This is a genomic window from Actinoplanes sp. NBRC 103695, from assembly GCF_030269485.1.
GTDB lineage: Bacteria > Actinomycetota > Actinomycetes > Mycobacteriales > Micromonosporaceae > Actinoplanes.
In genome coordinates this window covers 47,483-66,454 of record NZ_BSTL01000017.1, presented here as the reverse complement: position 1 = coordinate 66,454, position 18,972 = coordinate 47,483, and the positions used below count along the sequence as shown (strand labels likewise).

General features: G+C 70.4%; 18 protein-coding genes. 12 read left to right on the top strand and 6 right to left on the bottom strand.

The annotated features are described in order from the left end of the window. Positions 1 to 71: 71 nt before the first annotated feature. Positions 72 to 251 carry a hypothetical protein gene (locus QSK31_RS29230; protein ID WP_285687687.1) on the top strand — a complete coding sequence of 60 codons (180 nt, stop codon included), beginning with the start codon at positions 72 to 74 and terminating at the stop codon, positions 249 to 251. Here the strand turns inward: QSK31_RS29230 and QSK31_RS29225 are convergent. Beyond that, positions 230 to 1,207, bottom strand: a complete 978-nt coding sequence (locus tag QSK31_RS29225) for an SDR family oxidoreductase (protein ID WP_285687686.1) — start codon at positions 1,205 to 1,207, stop codon at positions 230 to 232. The genes QSK31_RS29230 and QSK31_RS29225 overlap by 22 nt on opposite strands. 32 nt (positions 1,208 to 1,239) lie before the next feature. Then, positions 1,240 to 1,863, bottom strand: a complete 624-nt coding sequence (locus QSK31_RS29220; protein ID WP_285687685.1) for an NADPH-dependent F420 reductase — start codon at positions 1,861 to 1,863, stop codon at positions 1,240 to 1,242. A 133-nt stretch (positions 1,864 to 1,996) separates the two neighbouring features. Between QSK31_RS29220 and QSK31_RS29215 the strand changes: the two genes are divergently transcribed. Further along, entirely contained in the window at positions 1,997 to 2,947 is a 951-nt protein-coding gene (locus QSK31_RS29215) for a LysR family transcriptional regulator (protein ID WP_285687684.1), read from the top strand. Positions 2,948 to 3,095: 148 nt separating this feature from the next. Here QSK31_RS29215 and QSK31_RS29210 read toward each other — a convergent pair whose 3' ends face one another. Next, the gene (locus QSK31_RS29210) at positions 3,096 to 3,854 is read right to left on the bottom strand and encodes an SDR family NAD(P)-dependent oxidoreductase (RefSeq protein WP_285687683.1); all 759 of its coding nucleotides are present in this window, start codon (positions 3,852 to 3,854) and stop codon (positions 3,096 to 3,098) included. Between the two features lie 46 nt (positions 3,855 to 3,900). On the opposite strand from QSK31_RS29210, the gene QSK31_RS29205 reads away from it, so the two are divergent. The 3 genes from QSK31_RS29205 to QSK31_RS29195 are packed head-to-tail and all read left to right on the top strand — an operon-like array spanning position 3,901 to position 6,199. Further along, positions 3,901 to 4,815, top strand: coding sequence for a DUF6282 family protein (locus QSK31_RS29205; protein WP_285687682.1), 915 nt, complete (start codon positions 3,901 to 3,903; stop codon positions 4,813 to 4,815). Further along, positions 4,812 to 5,378: a carboxymuconolactone decarboxylase family protein gene (locus QSK31_RS29200; RefSeq protein ID WP_285687680.1), complete on the top strand. Its 567-nt coding sequence runs from the start codon at positions 4,812 to 4,814 to the stop codon at positions 5,376 to 5,378. Before QSK31_RS29205 ends, QSK31_RS29200 begins: the two co-directional genes overlap by 4 nt. Next, on the top strand, positions 5,336 to 6,199 hold the full coding sequence (locus tag QSK31_RS29195; protein ID WP_285687678.1) for an N-acyl homoserine lactonase family protein: 864 nt from the start codon (positions 5,336 to 5,338) through the stop codon (positions 6,197 to 6,199). Before QSK31_RS29200 ends, QSK31_RS29195 begins: the two co-directional genes overlap by 43 nt. Here QSK31_RS29195 and QSK31_RS29190 read toward each other — a convergent pair. Genes QSK31_RS29190 through QSK31_RS29180 form a run of 3 tightly spaced genes read right to left on the bottom strand, consistent with a single transcriptional unit; the run spans position 6,183 to position 9,306 of the window. Further along, positions 6,183 to 7,631 (bottom strand): flavin-containing monooxygenase, encoded by a 1,449-nt coding sequence (locus tag QSK31_RS29190; protein ID WP_285687676.1) that lies wholly within the window; start codon positions 7,629 to 7,631, stop codon positions 6,183 to 6,185. The genes QSK31_RS29195 and QSK31_RS29190 overlap by 17 nt on opposite strands. After that, entirely contained in the window at positions 7,628 to 8,524 is an 897-nt protein-coding gene (locus tag QSK31_RS29185; protein WP_285687675.1) for a cupin domain-containing protein, read from the bottom strand. The genes QSK31_RS29190 and QSK31_RS29185 overlap by 4 nt, the downstream gene beginning before the upstream one ends. Positions 8,525 to 8,532: 8 nt before the next feature. After that, positions 8,533 to 9,306 (bottom strand): HpcH/HpaI aldolase family protein, encoded by a 774-nt coding sequence (locus QSK31_RS29180; RefSeq protein ID WP_285687674.1) that lies wholly within the window; start codon positions 9,304 to 9,306, stop codon positions 8,533 to 8,535. A 129-nt stretch (positions 9,307 to 9,435) separates the two neighbouring features. On the opposite strand from QSK31_RS29180, the gene QSK31_RS29175 reads away from it, so the two are divergent. The 7 genes from QSK31_RS29175 (at position 9,436) to QSK31_RS29145 (ending at position 18,954) form a co-directional block, all read left to right on the top strand. Beyond that, positions 9,436 to 10,107, top strand: a complete 672-nt coding sequence (locus QSK31_RS29175; RefSeq protein WP_285687673.1) for a GntR family transcriptional regulator — start codon at positions 9,436 to 9,438, stop codon at positions 10,105 to 10,107. Between the two features lie 50 nt (positions 10,108 to 10,157). Next, positions 10,158 to 10,550 (top strand): carboxymuconolactone decarboxylase family protein, encoded by a 393-nt coding sequence (locus QSK31_RS29170; protein WP_285687672.1) that lies wholly within the window; start codon positions 10,158 to 10,160, stop codon positions 10,548 to 10,550. Further along, the gene (locus tag QSK31_RS29165; RefSeq protein ID WP_285687671.1) at positions 10,547 to 12,217 is read left to right on the top strand and encodes a thiamine pyrophosphate-binding protein; all 1,671 of its coding nucleotides are present in this window, start codon (positions 10,547 to 10,549) and stop codon (positions 12,215 to 12,217) included. The genes QSK31_RS29170 and QSK31_RS29165 overlap by 4 nt, the downstream gene beginning before the upstream one ends. A gap of 278 nt (positions 12,218 to 12,495) precedes the next feature. Further along, the gene (locus tag QSK31_RS29160) at positions 12,496 to 13,509 is read left to right on the top strand and encodes an ABC transporter substrate-binding protein (protein ID WP_285687670.1); all 1,014 of its coding nucleotides are present in this window, start codon (positions 12,496 to 12,498) and stop codon (positions 13,507 to 13,509) included. 88 nt (positions 13,510 to 13,597) lie between these two features. Then, on the top strand, positions 13,598 to 14,386 hold the full coding sequence (locus QSK31_RS29155) for an ABC transporter permease (RefSeq protein WP_285687669.1): 789 nt from the start codon (positions 13,598 to 13,600) through the stop codon (positions 14,384 to 14,386). Positions 14,387 to 14,414: 28 nt separating this feature from the next. Continuing rightward, positions 14,415 to 15,188, top strand: a complete 774-nt coding sequence (locus tag QSK31_RS29150) for an ABC transporter ATP-binding protein (protein ID WP_285687668.1) — start codon at positions 14,415 to 14,417, stop codon at positions 15,186 to 15,188. 136 nt (positions 15,189 to 15,324) lie between these two features. Next, entirely contained in the window at positions 15,325 to 18,954 is a 3,630-nt protein-coding gene (locus tag QSK31_RS29145; RefSeq protein ID WP_285687666.1) for a fibronectin type III domain-containing protein, read from the top strand. Positions 18,955 to 18,972: the final 18 nt, after the last annotated feature.

Below are 18,972 nucleotides of genomic sequence, written 5' to 3'. Positions count from 1 at the left end.
CGGTCTTCGGCGGCTGACCGCACGCGCTGGCGTGCGCGGCGCTGCTGGCCGACCGGGTCACCCGATGCGCGGTGCTCTCCGCCATCCGGCCGGCCGATCCGCCGCGGGACGAGGCCGCGGTGCGCTCCCGGTTGGCCGAGTTCAGCGCGGCGGTCATGCGACGGATCGGCGAAGGCGGCCCCGAGTTCACCGGCGGCCATCTGCCCGCCGCCGACGTGTACGAGGAGATCTACGACTGGCTGACACCGTGACGTCCACCGAAGGCGACCACGTCGGGGAAGTAGTGGCCGTTGTCCAGATCGGCGAGCAGGCGGGGCTGGGCGGGTTCCCAGCCGAGGGTCCGGCGGGTGATGAGGTTGGACGCCGGGTAGCTCTGCGTGACGACGTTCGCGAGGAACCCGAAGTATCCCGGCAGCACCAGTTCGTCCACGGGAACGCTCACGGCGGGCAGGCCCAGGCGGCTGCCGATGGCCTCGGCGATCTCGCGGAACGGGATGCCCCCGTCGTCGACCGCGTGCCAGTATCTGCCGGCCGGCCCCTTCTCCAGCGCCAGACGGAACAGGGATGCGACATCGAGGATGTGCACGGCGTTCCACAGGTTCGTGCCGTCTCCGGGGTAGCCGATGAAGCCCTTCTCCTTCGCGAGCCCGATCAGCGCCGGGAGGAAGCCGGCACGATCGGTCGTGTCGTGCGCGATATTGGCGATCCGCACGATCGACGATCGCACTCCCCGCTCGGCGAGGCCGATCACGGTCGTCTCCACGACGTTGCGCGCCCGTAGGGTGCCCTTGTGCTCGTCCCCGCCGGGAAGGGCCGGGTCCTCCTCGGTGGCTGTCCGGCCCAGGATCCCCTGCCCGGGTGAGCCGATGCTGCCCGCCGCGACCAGCGGCTTTCCGGTTCCCGCCAGGGCCTCGCCGTACGCGAGCATGATCGGGACCTCCGCGGCGGCCACGGCGTGGACCCCGCCGGAGAAGAGCAGGTCCTGCCGGTGTGCGACGTGGACGACCCCGTCGGAGTCCGCCGCCGCCTCCTGGAGCCCGTCGAGGTCCCGGAGGTCGCCGCGACGCACCTTCGCGCCGAGCGCGGACAGCGCTGCCGCGGCGGCGTCCGATCGGGCCAGGCCCGTGACCTCGTGCCCGGCGGCGATGAGTTCTCCGATGATGGGCGAACCTGAATGGCCGGTCCCGCCGGTGACGAAAACGCGCATGCTTGTGTCCTTTTGAGAATGGGTGGAAGCGCTCAGCCGAAAGTGGTGACGCCGAGCGCGAAGTTGAAATCCCCGACGCCGTGGTTGGCCAGGCTGATCATCAGCAGGCCGGCCCCTTCCAGCCAGTGCGCCATTTCCAGGCCGCCGGCGTCCAGGGGGCGCAGGCCGAGGCTCTCGATGAACGCCGATACGGTCGCCTTGGCCCGCGCGTCGTCGCCGGCGAAGAGCACGTCCATGGGGCGGCCCGGGGTCAGGGTGTGGCCGAAGACGGTGTTGAACGCCTTCACGACGTGCGCGCCCGCCGGGGCGGCCTCGGTGATCTGCTGGGCGGCGGACGTGCCGTCCGGGGTGGTCAGCCCGGTGGCGTCGGCGTTCATCGGGTTGGTGACGTCGATGATGATCTTGCCGGCCAGCGCGTTCCCGTACTGGGTGACGACCGGCACGGCGGCGGCGTTCGGCACGGCCAGGATGACGATGTCGCCCGCTGGGGCGGTGCCGAATGTCCCGGCCGTGGCGCCGCCGCCGAGCGCGGCGGCCAGGTCCTTGGCCTTGGCCGGATCGCGGCCGATGACCTCGACGGCGTGGCCGCCCTCGACCGCGCGGCCGGCCAGGGCGCGGGCCATGTTTCCCACGCCGATGACGCTGATGCTGTTCATTGGTATGCCTGCCTTCTGAGGCTGAGAAGAGGAACGCCGTTACCTGTCGAGCGTGTCGCGGGCCTGAGCGGCTGTCCAAGACCTCTTTCAGCGGTGGCGATACCCTGGAGACATCGCCGGACCGGGAGGCTCCATGGATCTGGACCTGCGCAAGTTGCGCTACTTCGTCGCCGTCGCCGACAAGCTGCACTTCGGCCGCGCCGCCGAGGAGTTGCACATCGCGCAGCCGGTGCTCAGCCGGCAGATCCGCGCGCTGGAACACGATCTCGGCACCCCGCTGCTGACCAGGGACAGCCACGGCGTGGCGCTGACCGACGCGGGCCGGCAGTTGCTGACCGACGCCGGCCCGCTGCTGGCCTCCGCGCACGCGGCCCGCCGCCGGGTGACCGTGGCCGCGCGCGGCGGCCGGCGGCTGATGGTCGGCTTCCGGGCGGGCATCGCGGTCACCGCGGCGGTACGGCAGTTCGCCGTCCGGCACCCGAGCGTGATCGTGGACGTGCAGCGGATCGAGGGGGACGACCAGGCCGCCATGCTGCTCGACGGTCGCATCGACGTCGGCTTCGTGCGGCTGCCCATCGACGAGGCAGGCTTGCGCGTCACCCCGCTGTACACCGAGCCGCGGGTGGCGGTGCTGCCCGCCGGCCATCGATTGGCCGGCAAGGAGCAGATCGTCGAGGCGGACCTGGCCGGCGAGCCGCTGCTCTGGCATGCCGACACGAGCACGCAGCCCACCAGGCGCCCGCACCCCAACGCCGGATACCTGGTCCGCGGGGTGGACGAGACGCTCGAGCATGTCGCGGCCGGCCGGGGCGTCTCGTTCCTGGCCCGGTCGGCGACGGTGTTCTACTCACATCCGGAAGTCAGCTATGTGCCCGTCCCGGATCTGGCGCCCGACGAGGTGTGCCTCGCGGTGGCGGCCTCGCGCACCTCGCCGATGGTCGACGACTTCGTCGCCGCGGCTCAGGCGACGGCCGAGATCACGGCAGAGTGCGGGAACTACGAGATGTGGCAGCTCGGAGGCGATGCCGTGAGCCTCAGCTCGTCGAGGAGCGACGGGAGCTCAGCACCCCCGCCGGCAGGATGACCAGCATGCCGGCGATCGGGACCACGAGCAGGCCGACCCGCGTGACCAGCGCGATCGACCGGATCACGCGGACTCGCTGATCTCCCGCACCGCCCGCGCGGGACGGCTGCGGCCACACCTCGACGCCCTCACCGCGAGGGCGGACGTTTCAGCGGGCGACGTAACCGCCGTCGACGCTGAGGATGGTGCCGGTGATGCCGGCGGACCCGGGCGCGGCCAGGAAGACGATCGCGCGGGCCACCTCGTCCGGGGTCGACATGCGGCCGATCGGGTGGTTGGCCAGGGTGACCGCCAGGCTGGCGCCCGGGTCGGGGTCGGCGGCGCGCGCCTCGGCCATGAATTCCGTGTCCACGGCGCCAGGAGCGACGGCGTTCACGCGTACGCCACGAGCCGCGTACTCGATGGCCAGCTGGCGGGTCAGCTGGACGATGGCCCCCTTGGTCATCGCGTAGACGCTCTGGTTGGGCACGCCGATCAGCCCGGAGATGGACGCCGTGTTGACGATGCAGCCGCGGCTCTCCACGAGGGCGGGCAGGGCGGCGCGGGCGAACCGGAACACCGGCCGCACGTTGGTGGCGAACAGCGAGTCGAAGTCGTCGTCGGAGGTCTCCAGGATCGGCCGGCGCAGGAACCGGGCCGCGTTGTTGACCAGCAGGTCCAGCCGGCCGAAGGAGGAGACTGCCAGCGCCACGGCCTCGGTGGGCGTCGCGGCGGAGGTGACGTCGGCGACCATCGGCAGCACGCCGTCGCCGGCCAGCGAGGTCACGTCGGGCGAGATGTCGACGGCGACCACGCGATAGCCGGCTGCCCGCAGCCGGGTCACCACGTCCCGGCCGATGCCCCGCGCCGCACCGGTCACCACAGCACTCAGTTCCATCGCGTGAGGTTCCATCGCGTCGGGTTCCATCGCGCCTCCTTCCGAAGTTTGGTCATACAGTCATACAATCTACGGCATGATCGACGTGATGGCCGAGGCACAGCCCGAGGGGTTCGAGCGGTTGCTGCGCGGCGCGATCGACGTTCACGTGCACGGCCGCCCGGATCTGTCGGCGGGGCTGCCCAACCGTGGCGACGATGTGGCCGTGGCGCGCCTCGCTCAGGCGTACGGGATGAGCGGTTGGGTCTTGAAGTCACACCTGTGGGCGACCATGGACCGGGCGCGGGCGGTCGAACGGGCCCTGGGTTTCACCGTGCACGGCAGCATCACCCTCAATCCCCCGGTCGGCGGCCTCGAACCGAGCGTCGTCGAGCTCGCCGCCGCGCACGGCGCCCGCGTCGTGTTCCTCCCGACCTGGGGCAACGCCGCCGACGTCGAGCGGGACGGCTACATCGCGATGTTGCTGCGGCGCATCTCGCCGTCGTTCGCCGAGTACCAGGGCCGCACGGCCCTCACGCTCCTCGACCCCGCGGGCGCCCTGAGCGGCCGGGCGCGGGCAGTCATCGACGCCTGCCACGCGCTCGGCCTCGCCCTCGCCACCGGGCACGCCTCGCTCGCGGAGAGCCGCGCGGTGGCCGCCTACTGCGCGACCGTCGGGCAGCGGTTGCTCGTCACCCATCCGCTGCACTACTCGACCGACCCGGCCGAGCTGCGCGAGTTCGCCGAGATGGGTGCGTTCCTCGAGTTCGCCAACGCGCCGCTGGTGCATCCGGACGGGCACCTGACCGTCCGCGACGTGCACGAGGCGCTGTCGGCGGTCGGGGCGGAGCACGCGATCCTCAGCACGGACGTCTTCTCCCGCTGGGTGCCGCCGGAGCCGGAGTGCCTGCGGATGTTCGTCGAACAGCTGGCCTACCTGGGCTGGACGGACGAGCAGATCGCGATGATGGTGTCGACCAACCCGCGTACGTTCCTGGGGGTTCCCGCATGAGAGCCGACGACGTCGATCCCGCCGACATGAGCGACGATCAGCGGTCGCTGTACGAGTGGTACACCACCGGCCGGCGCGCGTCGCCGGACAGCCCGTTCCAGCTGTCGACGACCGACGGCAAGCTCCAGGGCCCGCCGGCGGTGTGGATCCTCAGCCCCGCGTTCGGTCACGCCCTGCAGAAGATCGGCGGGGCGGTCCGGTACGACTCGCGGCTGCCCGCCCGCGGCCGGGAGATCGCGATCCTGCTGGTCGGCCACCACCACCGGAGCGCCTTCGAGATCTACGCGCACACCCGGGCGGGCGCGGCGGCCGGCCTGACCTCGTCCGATCTGGCGGCACTGGCGGACGGCTCCCCGCCACCAGGACTGTCCGATGTAGAGGACAGCATTTTCCAGGCGACCCGCGCGATCCTCGACCGAGGCACGCTGGACGACGACGAATACCGCGACGCGGCGGGCGTTCTCACCGAGGCGGGTCTGCTGGAGCTGGTCACGATCGTCGGCTACTACAACATGGTGGCGTGGCAGCTCGCCGTCTTCGACGTCCAGCCACCGGCGGCGTGATGGCCTGGTCGATCTGGATCCTGGAGTACGGCTACGTCGACCGTTTCCCGGCCAGCAACCTGTTCGCCGCGCAGCCCAACGAGGGCCACCGCCGCATGCCGTACTGCTTCGGCCTGCTCCGCTCGGCCGGCCGCTGCGTGCTGGTCGACACCGGCTTCTTCGACCCGGCCGTCCACGCCCGGCTGACCGCCAAGTACGGCGAGACCCGCTGGCTCCCGCCGGTCGACGTGCTGGCCCGCGTCGGTGTCCGCCCTTCGCAGGTGGACACGATCCTGCTGACCCACAACCACTTCGACCACGCCGGCTGCGTCGCCGACTTCCCCGGCGCGCGGGTGTGGATCCAGCGCCGCGAGATCGAGAGCTACCTGGCCGCGGCCGCGCGACCCGGCCGTTTCGAGTTCCTGACCCGCTCCTGCCAGCCGGATCTGCCGGCCCGCGATCTGACGCTGGCCGACGGCCGTGCCGAGATCGCGGCGGGCCTCGCACTGTGGCCGGCGCACGACACCCACACGGCCGGCTCGCAGCTGGTGGTGGTCGACGACACGTGGGTCTTCCCCGGCGACAACGTCTACAGCTACGAGAACCTCGAAGGCATCCGGGGCGACGGGGTCCTCGCACCGATCGCGATGACGACCGGCAGCGCGACGAGATGGCTCGACCTCGCCGACGAGATGCTGACGACCGTGGCCGGCGACACCGGCCGCATCCTGCCGTTCCACGAGGCGGCGGTCTGGGATCGCTTCCCGTCGGTCACCTTCGAGGACGGTCTGCACGTGGCCGAGGTGTCCCTCGCCGGCGGCCACCCTAGCTTGGTGATCTGAGACCGAAGCGCGCGACCAGCTTGGTGGCCAGGGCGTAGGCGAGGTGACCACCCGGCCACTGGGTGACGTTGTGCCCGGACCCGTCGTGGTAGTAGTTGTGGCAGCCGGAGTTCATCGCCGAGGCGTTGCTGGCCAGGCGCTTGTCGACCCACTCCACAAAGCGACGGGCCGCCACCGGGGATGTGTCGATGACGCGCCGCGCGGCGGACAGACGGCGGACCGCTCTCACGACCACCTCGGCCTGCCGCTCCAGCTGGGCGATCACCGAGACGCCGCCGTTGGTGTTGGGGCCGTACAGGATGAAGAAGTTGGGGAAGCCCGGCACCGTGATGCCGAGGAAGGCGCTCGCCCGCTCGCGCCAGACGTCGTGGAGGCCGCGGCCGTCGCGGCCCTTGACGTCGAGACCCGCCAGGAACCTGGTCGGCTGGAAGCCGGTGCTCAGGATCAAGACATCGATGTCGCGTACGGCGCCCGTCGCGTCCTCCACCGCGCCGGGCAGGACCCGGTTGACCGCGTGCGGCACGAGCTCCACGTTGTCGCGGTTGAGCGACGGGTAGAACGTGGACGACAGGACCGGCCGCTTGCAGCCCCAGGGGTAGCCGGGCGTGACCGCCGCCCGGGTGAGCGGATCCTTGACGGTCGTGGCGATGAAACGCTCGCACACCTCGCGCATGCGTTGCTGGCGCCGCGATCCGACGTCGTAGCCCTTGAAGCGCCGGTTGCCGTTGTGGAAGATGCGCGCCCGGTTGAGCTTCTGCGCCAGCGGGACGTGCCGGTAGATCCACCGTTCGCGCGCGGTGAAGTCGCGTTCGTTCTTGGGTTCCACCCAGCCGGGTTCGCGCTGGAAGACGTACACCTGGGCGGCCTCCGGCGCGATCGCGGGGACGATCTGCACGGCGGTCGAGCCGGTGCCGACGACGGCCACGGACTTGCCGGCGAGGTCGTGCTCCTCCCAGCGTGAGGTGTGGAAGCACGGGCCGGTGAACGAGTCCAGCCCGGGCCACTCGGGGTAACGCGGCACGCTGAGCAGCCCGAGCGCGGAGATGACGACGTCGAACTCCTCGCTGTCGCCGTGCTCGGTGGACAGCGTGTAGGTGCTCGACGCCTCCTCCCACACCAGGCCGGTGACCCGGGTGTTCAGGCGCAGCAGTGGCCGCAGGCCGAACCGGTCGACGACGTGCTCGGCGTAGGCGAGCAGCTCCGGCTGGGTCGCATGGGTACGCGGCCAGTCGTATTTGAGGAACGAGAACGAGTACGCGTGCGAGTGCACGTCGACCTCGCAGCCGGGGTACCGGTTGTCGTACCAGGTCCCGCCGACGCCGGCCGACTGCTCGAAGATGGTGACCGCGGCCTTCGTGCTCTTCTTCAGCTTGACCGCGGCCGCGATGCCACCGAGGCCCGCGCCGATGACGGCGACACGCAGAGCGGTCATGGCGCCGGGTACTCGTCGGCGTTGAACACCCAGCCCTCCATGGCGGAGAAGTCGAACCGCGGCGGCGAGAAGACGTCGATCAGGTGGTTGCGCCCGGGCGCGATCGCCTCGCTGGTGTGCAGTGACGGCGGCGGGATCACGGTCACCGAGGGTGCGTGCACGAGCTGGTGCTCGTCGGGGCGCCAGTTGGCCTTGTTCGTGGTCCACGGCCACCGGATGTGGTGGACGTAGTCGCCCTCGAGCACGATCGAGCACTGCTCGAAGTCGTCGTGCTTGTGCGGGGACATCTTGGCGGGGTCTCGGGGCCCCTGCTTCGGGTCGATGAAGTTGACCATGAACGTGGTGCACCGGAACAGCCGGAACGGCGGGTTGGACAGCGGCGGGACAGTCAGGTCGTACGCGCGGAGTTTGAACCCTCCGACCGGGTCGGGCCAGGGCTGCCAGGGCGCGATGTTCTCGTGGCGCTCGGCGTAGGAGGCGGCGTTGGCGGCCAGCGCGGCGATGTCGTCGGAGCGGGTGGTCAGCAGCCGCACCACGCGGCCGTGCCCGGTGACGGTGACGGTGCTGTCCCCCGGCGGCACCACGATCATGGTCTTGCCGCTGACCGTCAGCTCGTCGCCCGAGGCGTCGGCCGTCGCGGACAGTCCTTCGTCGGCGAGCAGCACGACGTACTCATCGGGTTGGCCTTCGCGGGTCCACGAGGCCGAGCCGTCCACATCGGAGTAACCGGCGACGAAGTTCTGACCGCGGGCATACCAGGTCGCGACGCCGTCGGACTTCTCCATCGGCGACAGATCGCCGAACTGGACGTGCTCGGCGCCGGAGAACCGCTCGGGAACCACCTCCTTGGTGGCGGGCAGCGTGGAACGGAGATCGTTGGACTCGAACGGCATGAAGGCTCCTAAAGAAAATCGGCGACAACCGACGTCGCTGCGGACCTCAGCAGGCTGGTGTCGTTGCTGACCATCACGTAGCGGAAGCCGCGGTCGGCGGCCTCCCGTGCCTGCGCCGCGGTGCCGACCGCGGTGCCGACCGGGATGTCGCGGGCCTGGGCGGCGCTCAGCAGGAAGTCGGTGAGCTTCTGCAGCGACGGGTCGGACTGCGGCAGGCCGGTGGACAGCGTCAGGTCGCCCATGCCGAGGAAGACGCCGTTGAGCCCGTCGATGTCGAGGATCGCCTCGGCGTCCTCGATCGAGCCGCGGTCCTCGAGCTGGACGGCGCGCAGAACCTCCTCGTCGCCGAAGCGCAGGTACTCGTCGCGGTCGAGCCCGCCCCACCGCCCGGCCCGGGAGGTGGTGCCGAGGCCGCGGTCGCCGCGGGGCGAAAAGAGCATCTGGCGTACGGCGGTGGACGCCTCGTCGACGGTGGTCACCCGCGGGACCAGGACGCCGTCCACGCCGGCGTCGAGCAGACGCTGGAGGTGGCTGCCGCTGCGGTCGGGGACGCGGACCACCACGGACAGGCCGGCGCCCTGTGCCACGACCGTCGCCTGGTACGCGAACTCGAAGGTCAGCGGCGCGTGCTCCTGGTCGATGACGATGTAGTCGAACCCGGCGTCGGCCAGGATCTCGATCGGCTCCAGCGCCGGGATCTTGACCCAGGTCCCGATCAGGCACCTCTCCGCGGAGGCCAGCCTGCGAGCGAATCCCAACCGAGCCATTCCCGACCGCGCCATGATGCTCCTCACGAGGGGTTTTGGGTTTCAGGATTGTAGCATCGTCATACGATTTGAAACAACGGTACGCCGGCCCCTGCCCGGCTCGGTACGATGTCGCCAGGCCAGGTGAGAGCGAGGTGGGCGGCGGTGACACAGACCAACGCGTTGCGCGTGGAGCGCAACCCGGCCCTGATCCGCTCGCAGGTTCTGGAAAATCTTCGTCAGGCGATCCTCGACCGGCGCCTCGCGCCCGGTCAACGGCTGATCGAGCGGGAGCTGGTGGAGCTCACCGGCGTCTCCCGCACGAGCGTGCGCGAGGCACTGCGTGAGCTCGCCGCCGAGGGCCTGGTCACCGCGATCCCCAACAAGGGCACGATCGTCACCAGTGTCAGCGCCGAGGAGGCGCGCCAGCTCTACCAGGTCCGGTCGGCGCTCGAGGCGCTGGCCGGCCGGCTCTTCGTCGAGCACGCGACCCCCGCGCACCGCAGGGCGCTGTCCCGCGCGCTCGACAAGGTCGACAAGCTGGCGGCCAGGGACCAGCCGATCCTGGCGGCCAAGGACGCGTTCTACGAGGTGCTCTTCGAGGGCGGCGGCAACGTCGCGCTGCGCCAGGTGGTCGGCAGCCTGCATGCCCGGGTGAGCGTGCTGCGCTCGCTCTCGCTGTCGGTGCCCGGCCGGCTGGAGCACAGCGTCAAGGAGCTGCACGCGATCGTCGACGCGGTGGTCGCCAACGACGCCGACGCCGCCGCCGCGGCCTGCTCCCGGCACGTCGAGGAAGCCGGTCGCGCCGGGCTGATCGCCCTGGCCGAGCAGGACTGATGACGCGTCGACTATTCCCTCGGATTGTATGATCGTCGTACGCTCTCCCCATGAGCGATGACGACAGCCGGCTCAAGCGCGGCGACAAGGTCCGGCGTGAGGTGCTCGGCGACGCCCACGTGGACCGCTCGTTGCGACAGGCCACCGAATTCACCCGCGTGGTGCAGGAGTACGTCACGGCGAGTTGCTGGGGCGACGTCTGGTCCCGGCCCGGCCTGGATCGGCGTACCCGGAGCCTGCTCAACCTCGCGATGCTCACCGCCCTGAACCGTCCGCACGAATTCGCGGTGCACGTCAAAGGTGCGCTGCGCAACGGCGTGACGGTGGCCGAGATTCAGGAGGTGCTCCTGCAGACCGCCGCCTACTGCGGCGCGCCCGCCGCCCTGGAGTCCTTCCGGATCGCCGAGAAAGTGATCGACGAGGTCGGGATCCCGGCCGCGTGAGTGATCGGACCGGCGCCCGTGTGCTCGCCGACATGCTCGACGGCTACGGCGTCACCCACGTCTTCCACGTCCCGGCGATCCTGCGGCGCACGATGGCCGAGCTCGAACTGCGCCACCCGCACATCCAGCGAGTGGTCACCCACGGCGAGAAGGCCGCCGCGTACATGGCCGACGGTTACGCCCGCGTCTCCGGCCGGCCGGGGGTCGCCGCGGCGCAGGTCGTCGGCGCGCTCAACCTCGCGGCCGGCCTGCGCGAGCCGTTCCTGGCCGGTTTCCCGGTGGTGGCGCTCACCGGCGGCCGCTCCCCGGCCACCAAGTTCCGGCACGTCTACCAGGAGATCGACGACCTGCCGGCGTTCGAACCGGTGACCAAGTACAACGCCACCATCGACGACGTGGACCGCATCCCGGACATGCTGCGGCACGCGTTCCGGGTGGCGACCACCGGCCGCCCCGGCCCGGTCCACCTGCAGATGCAGGGCAACGAGGGTCAGCTCGACACGCACGAGACCGGCGCCGAGCCGTTGACAGAGCCGGGCTTCGCCCGATTTCCCGCCGTACGCCCGCAGCCCGCGGACGCCGACGTCGAGGAAGTGCTCCGGCTGCTCGCCGAGGCCGACCGCCCGGTCATCGTGGCGGGCGGCGGCGTGCGCGCCTCGGGCGCCGGCGCCCAGCTGGTGGCGCTGGCCGAGCTGCTGGACATCCCGGTCGCCACGTCGGCCAACGGCAAGGACACCTTCCCCGGCACCCATCCGCTGTCGGCCGGCGTGGTGGGCACCTACTCCCGCGAGTGCGCCAACCGGATCGTCGCCCGTGCGGATCTGGTGTTCTTCATCGGCACCCAGACCGGCAGCATGACGACACACTTCTGGGCCGTACCCCCGATCGGCACCGCCGCGGCCCAGATCGACCTGGAACCGGCGCAGCTGGGCCGCAACTATCCGCTGAAGGCGGCCGTGGCCGCCGACGCCCGCCTGGCCCTGATCCGCATGCTCGCGCTGGCCGATCGGCGGGAACGGCCGGCCTGGCGCGCCGAGGCGGACCGGCTCAAGCAGGACTGGCGGGACCGTTACCGCGACGTCCTGACCAGCGACGCCGTCCCGATCAGGCCGGAACGCATCGCGGCCGAGCTGACCGGCAACCTGCCGGACGACGCCGTGCTGGTCGTCGACACCGGCCACGCCGGGATGTGGATGGCGCAGTTCCACGACATCACGTCGCCGCGGCAGGGCTATCTGCGCGCCGCAGGGCACCTGGGCTGGGCGTTCTCGGCGGGTATCGGCGCCAAATGCGCGGCGCCCGACCGTCCCGTGGTGGCGTTCACCGGCGACGCGGGGTTCTACTACCACCTGGGCGAGGTGGAGACGGCCGTCCGCCGGGGCATCAACCTGGTCACCGTCGTGAACAACAACTCTGGCGGCAATCAGAGCAAACGCGGGTTCGACCGGGCGTACGGCGGGGAGGCCACCGAGCGGTCCCGGGAGATGTGGACCTACCGGGACGTGGACTTCGCCCGGATCGGCGAGGAGATGGGCGCGCTGGGCATCCGGGTGGACCGGCCGGGCGACCTGCCCAAGGCCCTCGACCAGGCACTCTCCGCGGGGCGACCGGTCATTGTGGATGTGCGTACGGACATCGAGGTGGTGGCACCCCCGGCGGTGTCCTAGCGAGTCGCTAAACCCACACCGATCGAACCCGGTAACACCTGGTGATTGTCAACGATCTCGCTTACGATCTTGTCGACATCGTCCTGGGGCTTCCCGCCCAGACGTAAAGGATAGGCGACCCAGGGTGACAGGGTATTCCCGATCATCTATCCTTTCGCCCGGATCTTTCGGGCAAAAGGGGTGTAGCAGTTGATGACCGCTGGATCTCACGGCCCGAGTTCGTCCAGTCCACGCATAGGACGTTTCTCGAGAGGCTTGATATGAATAGACGATTCCGCATGACGTCGGCTGCGCTCCTGGCGGCGCTGCTCGCCGTCACGGCGGCCGGATGTTCCTCATCGGACGACGACGGCGGCGGCGGTGCGTCGTCCGGAGGCGGAGCGAAGGACAAGGTCAGTTATGTGACCGCCTTCGGCGCCGTCGGCCGTGACTCCTTCGTATGGGTGGCGAAGGAGAAGGGCTACTTCGCCGAGGCCGGCATCGAGATCGACATCCAGAAGGGCGCCGGCAACGTCCAGAACCTGACCCTGCTCAAGTCGGACAAGGTTCAGTTCGCGGCGCTCGACTTCACCGGCGCCGAAATTCAGGCGGGTCTGGGCAAATTCCCCGACTGGCGCGCGATCGCGGCGGTGCACCAGCACACCCTGGTGTCCATCATGACCACCAAGGACACCGGCATCAGCAACCCGACCGACCTGGTCGGCAAGACCGTGGCGACCGGCAGCGGCTCGGTGAGCGAGCTGCTCTTCCCGGCGTACGCGAAATCGGCCGGACTCGACCCGACCAAGGTGAAGATCCAGGGCGCCCAGCCGACGGCGCTCAACGGCCTCATGGCCCAGCGCAAGGTGGACGCGCTGAGCACCTTCCTGCTGAGCAAGACCGCTCTGGCCAACGTGTCCAAGAAGGAGGTCGTCGTCATGCCGTACAGCGACTACCTCAGCGACCTGTTCGGCAACGCGATCATCACCAAGCCGTCGCTCATCTCCTCGGACCGTGACCTGGTCCAGCGCTTCATCGGAGCGGCCATGAAGGGTCTGCAGTACACGATCGACAACCCCGACGAGGCCGCTGCGATCCTGAACAAGGCCGAGCCGACCGCACTCGCCCCGGCGGCCAAGGGCGAGATCAACGCGATGAAGCCCTACGTGACCCCGCCCAACGCCGGTCCGATCGGCTACATGGACCAGGAGCGGGTCACCCGTAGCATCGCGGCCGTCCAGGCGGCCGGCCTGATGCCCGCGGGCCTCACCCCCGACAAGGTGGCCGACTTCAGCTTCATCAAGAAGTCCTGATTCACTGTGGCCCGCAATGCGGCGGCAAGCGGTCGAACCGCGCCGCATTGCGGGCCCGGACCTGCCCCACACCGACGGAGCTGACCTCATGACTGACACGGACGCCGACTCCCGGCTCTCCATGACCTGGAACAACGGCGTGCTTCCCGTGCTCGGCGCTGTTCTGGCGATCGGCCTCTGGTGGCTCCTGACCGCGGCGCTCGACATCGACCCCTTCTACGTGCCGTCCCCGCCGGACGTGCTCGACGCCATGCTGCGCGACCCGCGCTATCTGGCGGACGAGACGTGGACGACCTTCCAGCGCGTGCTGATCGGCTTCGGGGTGGCGGTCGCCGGCGGCCTCGGCCTGGCGATCGTTCTGGCCGCCTCCCGCACCGTGGAACGCATGACGATGCCTCTGCTGGCGGCGGTCAACGCCATCCCCAAGGTCGCCCTCGCCCCGCTGCTGCTGGTCTGGATGGGCTTCGGCAACTCGCCGAAGATCGTCATGGTCGTGCTGGTCAGCTTCTTCCCGATCATCGTGTCGACCATGGCGGGACTGACCTCGACACCGGCCGACCTCGCCGAGCTCGCGCGGTCGCTCAAAGCCTCCTGGTGGCAGACGTTCGTGAAGATCCGGCTCGTCTGGGCGCTCCCGCAGATGTTCGTCGGGATCAAGGTGGCGACACCGCTGGCCATCATCGGCGCCGTCATCGGCGAGGTGGTCAGCCCCGACCATGGGCTCGGCTCGGTCATCGTCGGCTCGGGAGCCAACTCGGACACCGCGCTGGCCTTCGCCGCCCTGGTGCTTCTCGCCGTCGCCGGTGTCGTGCTCTTCTACGTCGTCGCCGCGCTCGAGCGTCTGCTGGCCCCGTGGGCGCGGGCCATCTCATCGTGAACGACCCTCCGTCATCGGGAGCATTCGCATGATTCGCATCGACGCCGTGTCGCAGACCTTCCGCGGCCGCCGCGGCCGAGTCGAGGCACTCAAGGACATCGACCTCGACATCGCGGCCGGGGAGTTCCTGGCCGTCATCGGACGATCCGGCTGCGGCAAGTCGACTCTGCTGCGCGTGATCGGTGGCCTGCTCGAACCGAGCTCCGGCTCGGTGACCGTGGCCGGTGACATCGTCACCGAACCGCGCCGGGACGTGGCGATGGTGTTCCAGCGCCCCGCTCTGCTGCCCTGGCGCCCGGTGCTGGACAACGTGCTGCTCCCGATCGAGATCTTCGGCCGGAACCGCGCGGAGTCCCGCGACCAGGCGGAGCGGCTGCTGGAGATGACCGGGCTGGCCGGGTTCGCCACCAAGCTGCCTCACGAGCTGTCCGGCGGCATGCAGCAGCGCGTCGCGCTGTGCCGGGCGCTGATCCAGAACCCCAAGGTCATGCTGATGGACGAGCCGTTCTCGGCACTGGACGCCCTCACCCGTGAGGAACTGGCGGTCGAGCTTCAGCGCATCCACATCGAGCTCGGCACCACCATCGTGTTCGTCACCCACTCCATCGGTGAGGCCGTGCTGCTGGCCGACCGCGTCGCCGTGCTCAGCTCCCGCCCCGGCCGCTTGAACAAGGTCGTCGAGGTGCCGATCCCCCGCCCCCGCACCTTCGGCCACAACGCGCACATGGACCAGGTGGCGGCGGCCTCCGCCGAGCTGCACGAGCTGCTCCTGGACGAGAGTCCCCGGCCGGCGCGCGCCTGACGTCACTCGGCGCTACGCGGACGCTACCCGCCTTCGGCATACTCGCCCCCGGTCGATCCCACCAGACTGACAGGGGGCTCCGTTGTCGCGACGAGCCGTACGCGCATGGCCCGGACCGTTCCACATTGCAACCACGATGGTCGTTCTCGCGCTGCTGGTGGCCGCCACCGCAGTGGTGAGCAGCCCGGCACCCGCGCGGGCCGCCCTCACCCCGGCGGCGGGACAGTACATGCCCGTCACGCCCGCGCGCATCATCAACGCGAAGACGCTGGCGGTCGGCGCGACCCACACCTTCAGCCCGCTCGGCCAGGGCGGGATCCCCGCGTCCGGCGTCTCCGCGGTGGCCTTCCAGCTGACCGCCAAGGGCAGCAGCACCGACACCGGCTACCTCGAGGTGATCCCGGCCGGCGTGACCCGGCCGAACGCCTCCCACCTGAACTACGCAGGGACCACCCTCACCACGAACTCCGTGGTCACGCCGCTGGGCACCGGCAACCAGGTGTCGATCTACAGCGGCTCCGCGAGCGCGGACGTCATCTTCTCCGTGGACGTGGTCGGCTACTTCCGGGCGGCCGGCGGCACCACCGCCGGTTCCACCTATGTGCCGCTGACCCCGGCACGGATCCTGCCCACCACCCCGATCACGGCCGGTGGCAACGTGCTGGTCTCACCGCTGGGGGCCGGTGGCATTCCCACCACCGGCGTCTCGGCGGTGGTGGCGCATGTGACCCTCACGGGCTCGGCCACCGCGGGGCAGGCCACGGTCTACCCCGACGGTACGACTCGGCCGGGCACCGTCGACCTGAGCTACGGCACCACGCCGCCGTACACCAACCAGGTGCACGCCACGCTCGGCGCGAACGGCAAGTTCCGGGTGTACAGCACCAACGCGGCGAACATGCTCGTCGATGTGGTCGGCTACTACCAGAAGCCGACCGGGACGGCCGCCGGATCGTCGTACGTCGGCGTCACCCCGGCACGGGTGCTGAACGGTGAGATCCTCGGGGCCCAGACGACCGCGTCGTACGTCCTGGCGGGCGCCGGCGGCATCCCGGCGACCGGAGCGACAGCCGCGGCGTTCAACCTCACCGCGACCGGGCAGGGCGCGGCGGGCACGGACGGCGCACTCAGCGCCTTCGCCGCGGACGCGACCCGGCCGGTCGTGCGGCAGCTCTCCTACCGGGCCGGAGGCGCGTGGCCGTCGTTGCAGGTCAGCAAGCTCAGCGCCGACGGCCGGATCTCGATCTACAACAGCGGCACCGCACCGGTGCGACTGCTCCTCGACGTGGCCGGCTACTACAAGCCCGCGAGCGTGCCGGGCGCGCCGCTGTCCGTGCAGGCGAACGCCGAGGCGGGCAAGGCGAACGTGTCGTGGACCCGGCCGGTGTCCGACGGCGGAGCGGCCATCACCGGCTACCGGATCACCGCGACGCCGGGCGGCGCCGGCATCGACGTCGTGGACACCACATCGGCGGTGTTCGCCGGGCTCACCAACGGTACGGCGTACACGTTCACCGTGACCGCGCGCAACGCCGTCGGTCCCGGCCCGGTCAGCGCGGCGTCGGCGGCGGTGACACCCCTGCCGGCCACCGTGCCGGGCGCGCCCACCGGGGTGACCGCCGAAGCACGCAACACCGGGGTACGAGTCCGCTGGGTCCGACCGGCCGACGACGGCCGCGTGCCGCTCGACTCGTACACCGTCACCGCCTCGCCCGGCGGCGCCACCGTCACCGTGACCGCGCCGACCACCGCCGCGGAGATCCCCGGCCTGACCAACGGGACGGCCTACACGTTCACGGTCAGGGCGACCAACGCGATCGGCACCGGAGCGGCCAGTGCCGCCACGGCCGCGATCGCCCCGCGGGTCACCGTGCCCGACGCGCCCGGCAACGTGGCGGCCGTCGCCGCGGGCAACGGCACCGTCACGGTGGAATGGAGTGCGCCCGGCTACACCGGCGGCAACCCGATCACGGGCTACTCGCTGCTGGTGCAGCCCGGCGGGCGTACGGTCACCGCCGCGGCCACCGCCCGCAGCATCGACGTGACCGGCCTGACCAGCAACACCGCGTACACGTTCGCGGTCAAGGCCGCCGGCGTGAGCGGCGCCGGCGCCGCGGCCACCACCACGCCGGTCCAGCCGGACCTCGCGATGACCGCGCAGGCACGGCTGTTGTCGAATGCGGCGGCGGCCACGCTCACCACGGTCGGCACGTCGAGCCTGACCTTCGTCAACGCACCGGCCGAGATCACCGGGCTGACCGCCGGCAACATCCTGATCGTGCCGGAGGTGACGGCCGCGCCGGACGGCCTGTTGCGCAAGGTCGGCCAGGTCACCACCAGCGGCACCTCGACCACGGTCACCACCACGAACGCCGAGCTGGCGGACGCGTTCACCGACGGCGGGTACAGCCTGCTGGGAAACATGTGGGCGACCAACCCGGACTCCTTGAGCGCGAACGAGTTCAACGGCACGATCGAGGTGCCGGTCATCGACTGGAAGCCGGCCACCGGCGTCACCGTCAACGGCACCGTCAGCCTCGAGCTCACCGTCGACGGGAAGCTGGACATCGGCGACCGGAGCGCCGAGATCAACATGGAGGCGACCAGCAAGGCCGAACTGTCGGCGAAGTCCGAGACGGAGGTCAAGCTCCTCGAGGGGGAGAGACCGCTGGGGCGCAAGAAGGGCAAGTTCTCCAAGATCGGCAGGCTGCGGCCCTACGTCGAGGCCCAGTACTTCGTCTATATCAAGGGCAGCGTGACCCGGGGCGTGACGACCTCCGCCAGCGTCTCCAAGACGGTCCGGACCCATCTGGACATCGACGATCCCACGTTGTCCACGGCAACGCACGACCCGTTGAAGAGCGAGGTCAAGGAGCCCAGCTCGTACACGAAGGTCAGTCTCGAACTCGGGGTGAAGCAGAAGTCGTCCATCGGGCTCCTGGGCAAGTCCCTCGCCGACATCGAGTACCGCCTGTCCGCCAACGGCCTGTACGACCCGGACGGTGACCCCTGGTGGAAGGTCGAGGGGTGCGCCGCCGTCGGGGTCGACGTCCTGCCCTTCTTCGGCAGGTCGGCCTTCAAGAACGACAACCTGCTGCACACCTGCGAACCGATCGCGCAGGCCAAGGGGCCGCTGGCCCAGATCGCCGTCACGCCGGCCATCGTCCCGATGGCCCGGAGCACGACGCAGGCCTTCACGGCGACGAGCCGGTACGTGGGAGGCACGCCGGTCTGGTCCGTGGAGGGCACCGACAACGGCACGATAACCTCGGCCGGGGTTTACACCGCCCCGGCGAAGGACGGCCAGTTCGTCATCAAGGTCACCATTCCGGCCAGCATCGGCAGGCCGGCCCAGGCCGGGCAGGCCGAGGTCCACGTCGGTGTACCCGGCGCGCCCACGGTGTCCGTCTGGCCGGTCCCGCGGGAGGTCGACGGCAACACCAGGGTCGGGATAAATGTCGCGGACGGCACACCGCCGGGCTGGTCCTACTGGGCCTACATCAACCCGGTGGAACCAGGGTCGGTGTGTCAACCACGATGGTTGCTCGGCACGGGCAACTGGTGGCCGGTCGACCGCAGGGAGGTCGCTCCGTTCCCGACGTGCGGCCTCATGGTCGCCGGGCGCACCTACACCTTCCGGGTGGTCGGCTTCAATGCCTACGGCGAGGGCTTCTCCACGACGAGCAACCCGGTGACGATCTCCGGAGCGACGGAGTCTCCGAACGTCGCATCCGCCGGCATCCCGAAGGTGTACGTCGCGAAGTAGCGGCAACGACCTGCCCGG

What these genes read in the sequence shown, in the direction of transcription:
- QSK31_RS29225 (WP_285687686.1), bottom strand. Translation starts at nt 1,207, where the DNA reads ATGCGCGTTTTCGTCACCGGCGGGACCGGCCATTCAGGTTCGCCCATC.
- QSK31_RS29220 (WP_285687685.1), bottom strand. Translation starts at nt 1,863, where the DNA reads ATGAACAGCATCAGCGTCATCGGCGTGGGAAACATGGCCCGCGCCCTG.
- QSK31_RS29215 (WP_285687684.1), top strand. Translation starts at nt 1,997, where the DNA reads ATGGATCTGGACCTGCGCAAGTTGCGCTACTTCGTCGCCGTCGCCGAC.
- QSK31_RS29210 (WP_285687683.1), bottom strand. Translation starts at nt 3,854, where the DNA reads ATGGAACCCGACGCGATGGAACCTCACGCGATGGAACTGAGTGCTGTG.
- QSK31_RS29205 (WP_285687682.1), top strand. Translation starts at nt 3,901, where the DNA reads ATGATCGACGTGATGGCCGAGGCACAGCCCGAGGGGTTCGAGCGGTTG.
- QSK31_RS29200 (WP_285687680.1), top strand. Translation starts at nt 4,812, where the DNA reads ATGAGAGCCGACGACGTCGATCCCGCCGACATGAGCGACGATCAGCGG.
- QSK31_RS29190 (WP_285687676.1), bottom strand. Translation starts at nt 7,631, where the DNA reads ATGACCGCTCTGCGTGTCGCCGTCATCGGCGCGGGCCTCGGTGGCATC.
- QSK31_RS29185 (WP_285687675.1), bottom strand. Translation starts at nt 8,524, where the DNA reads ATGCCGTTCGAGTCCAACGATCTCCGTTCCACGCTGCCCGCCACCAAG.
- QSK31_RS29180 (WP_285687674.1), bottom strand. Translation starts at nt 9,306, where the DNA reads ATGGCGCGGTCGGGAATGGCTCGGTTGGGATTCGCTCGCAGGCTGGCC.
- QSK31_RS29170 (WP_285687672.1), top strand. Translation starts at nt 10,158, where the DNA reads ATGAGCGATGACGACAGCCGGCTCAAGCGCGGCGACAAGGTCCGGCGT.
- QSK31_RS29160 (WP_285687670.1), top strand. Translation starts at nt 12,496, where the DNA reads ATGACGTCGGCTGCGCTCCTGGCGGCGCTGCTCGCCGTCACGGCGGCC.
- QSK31_RS29155 (WP_285687669.1), top strand. Translation starts at nt 13,598, where the DNA reads ATGACTGACACGGACGCCGACTCCCGGCTCTCCATGACCTGGAACAAC.
- QSK31_RS29150 (WP_285687668.1), top strand. Translation starts at nt 14,415, where the DNA reads ATGATTCGCATCGACGCCGTGTCGCAGACCTTCCGCGGCCGCCGCGGC.
- QSK31_RS29145 (WP_285687666.1), top strand. Translation starts at nt 15,325, where the DNA reads ATGGTCGTTCTCGCGCTGCTGGTGGCCGCCACCGCAGTGGTGAGCAGC.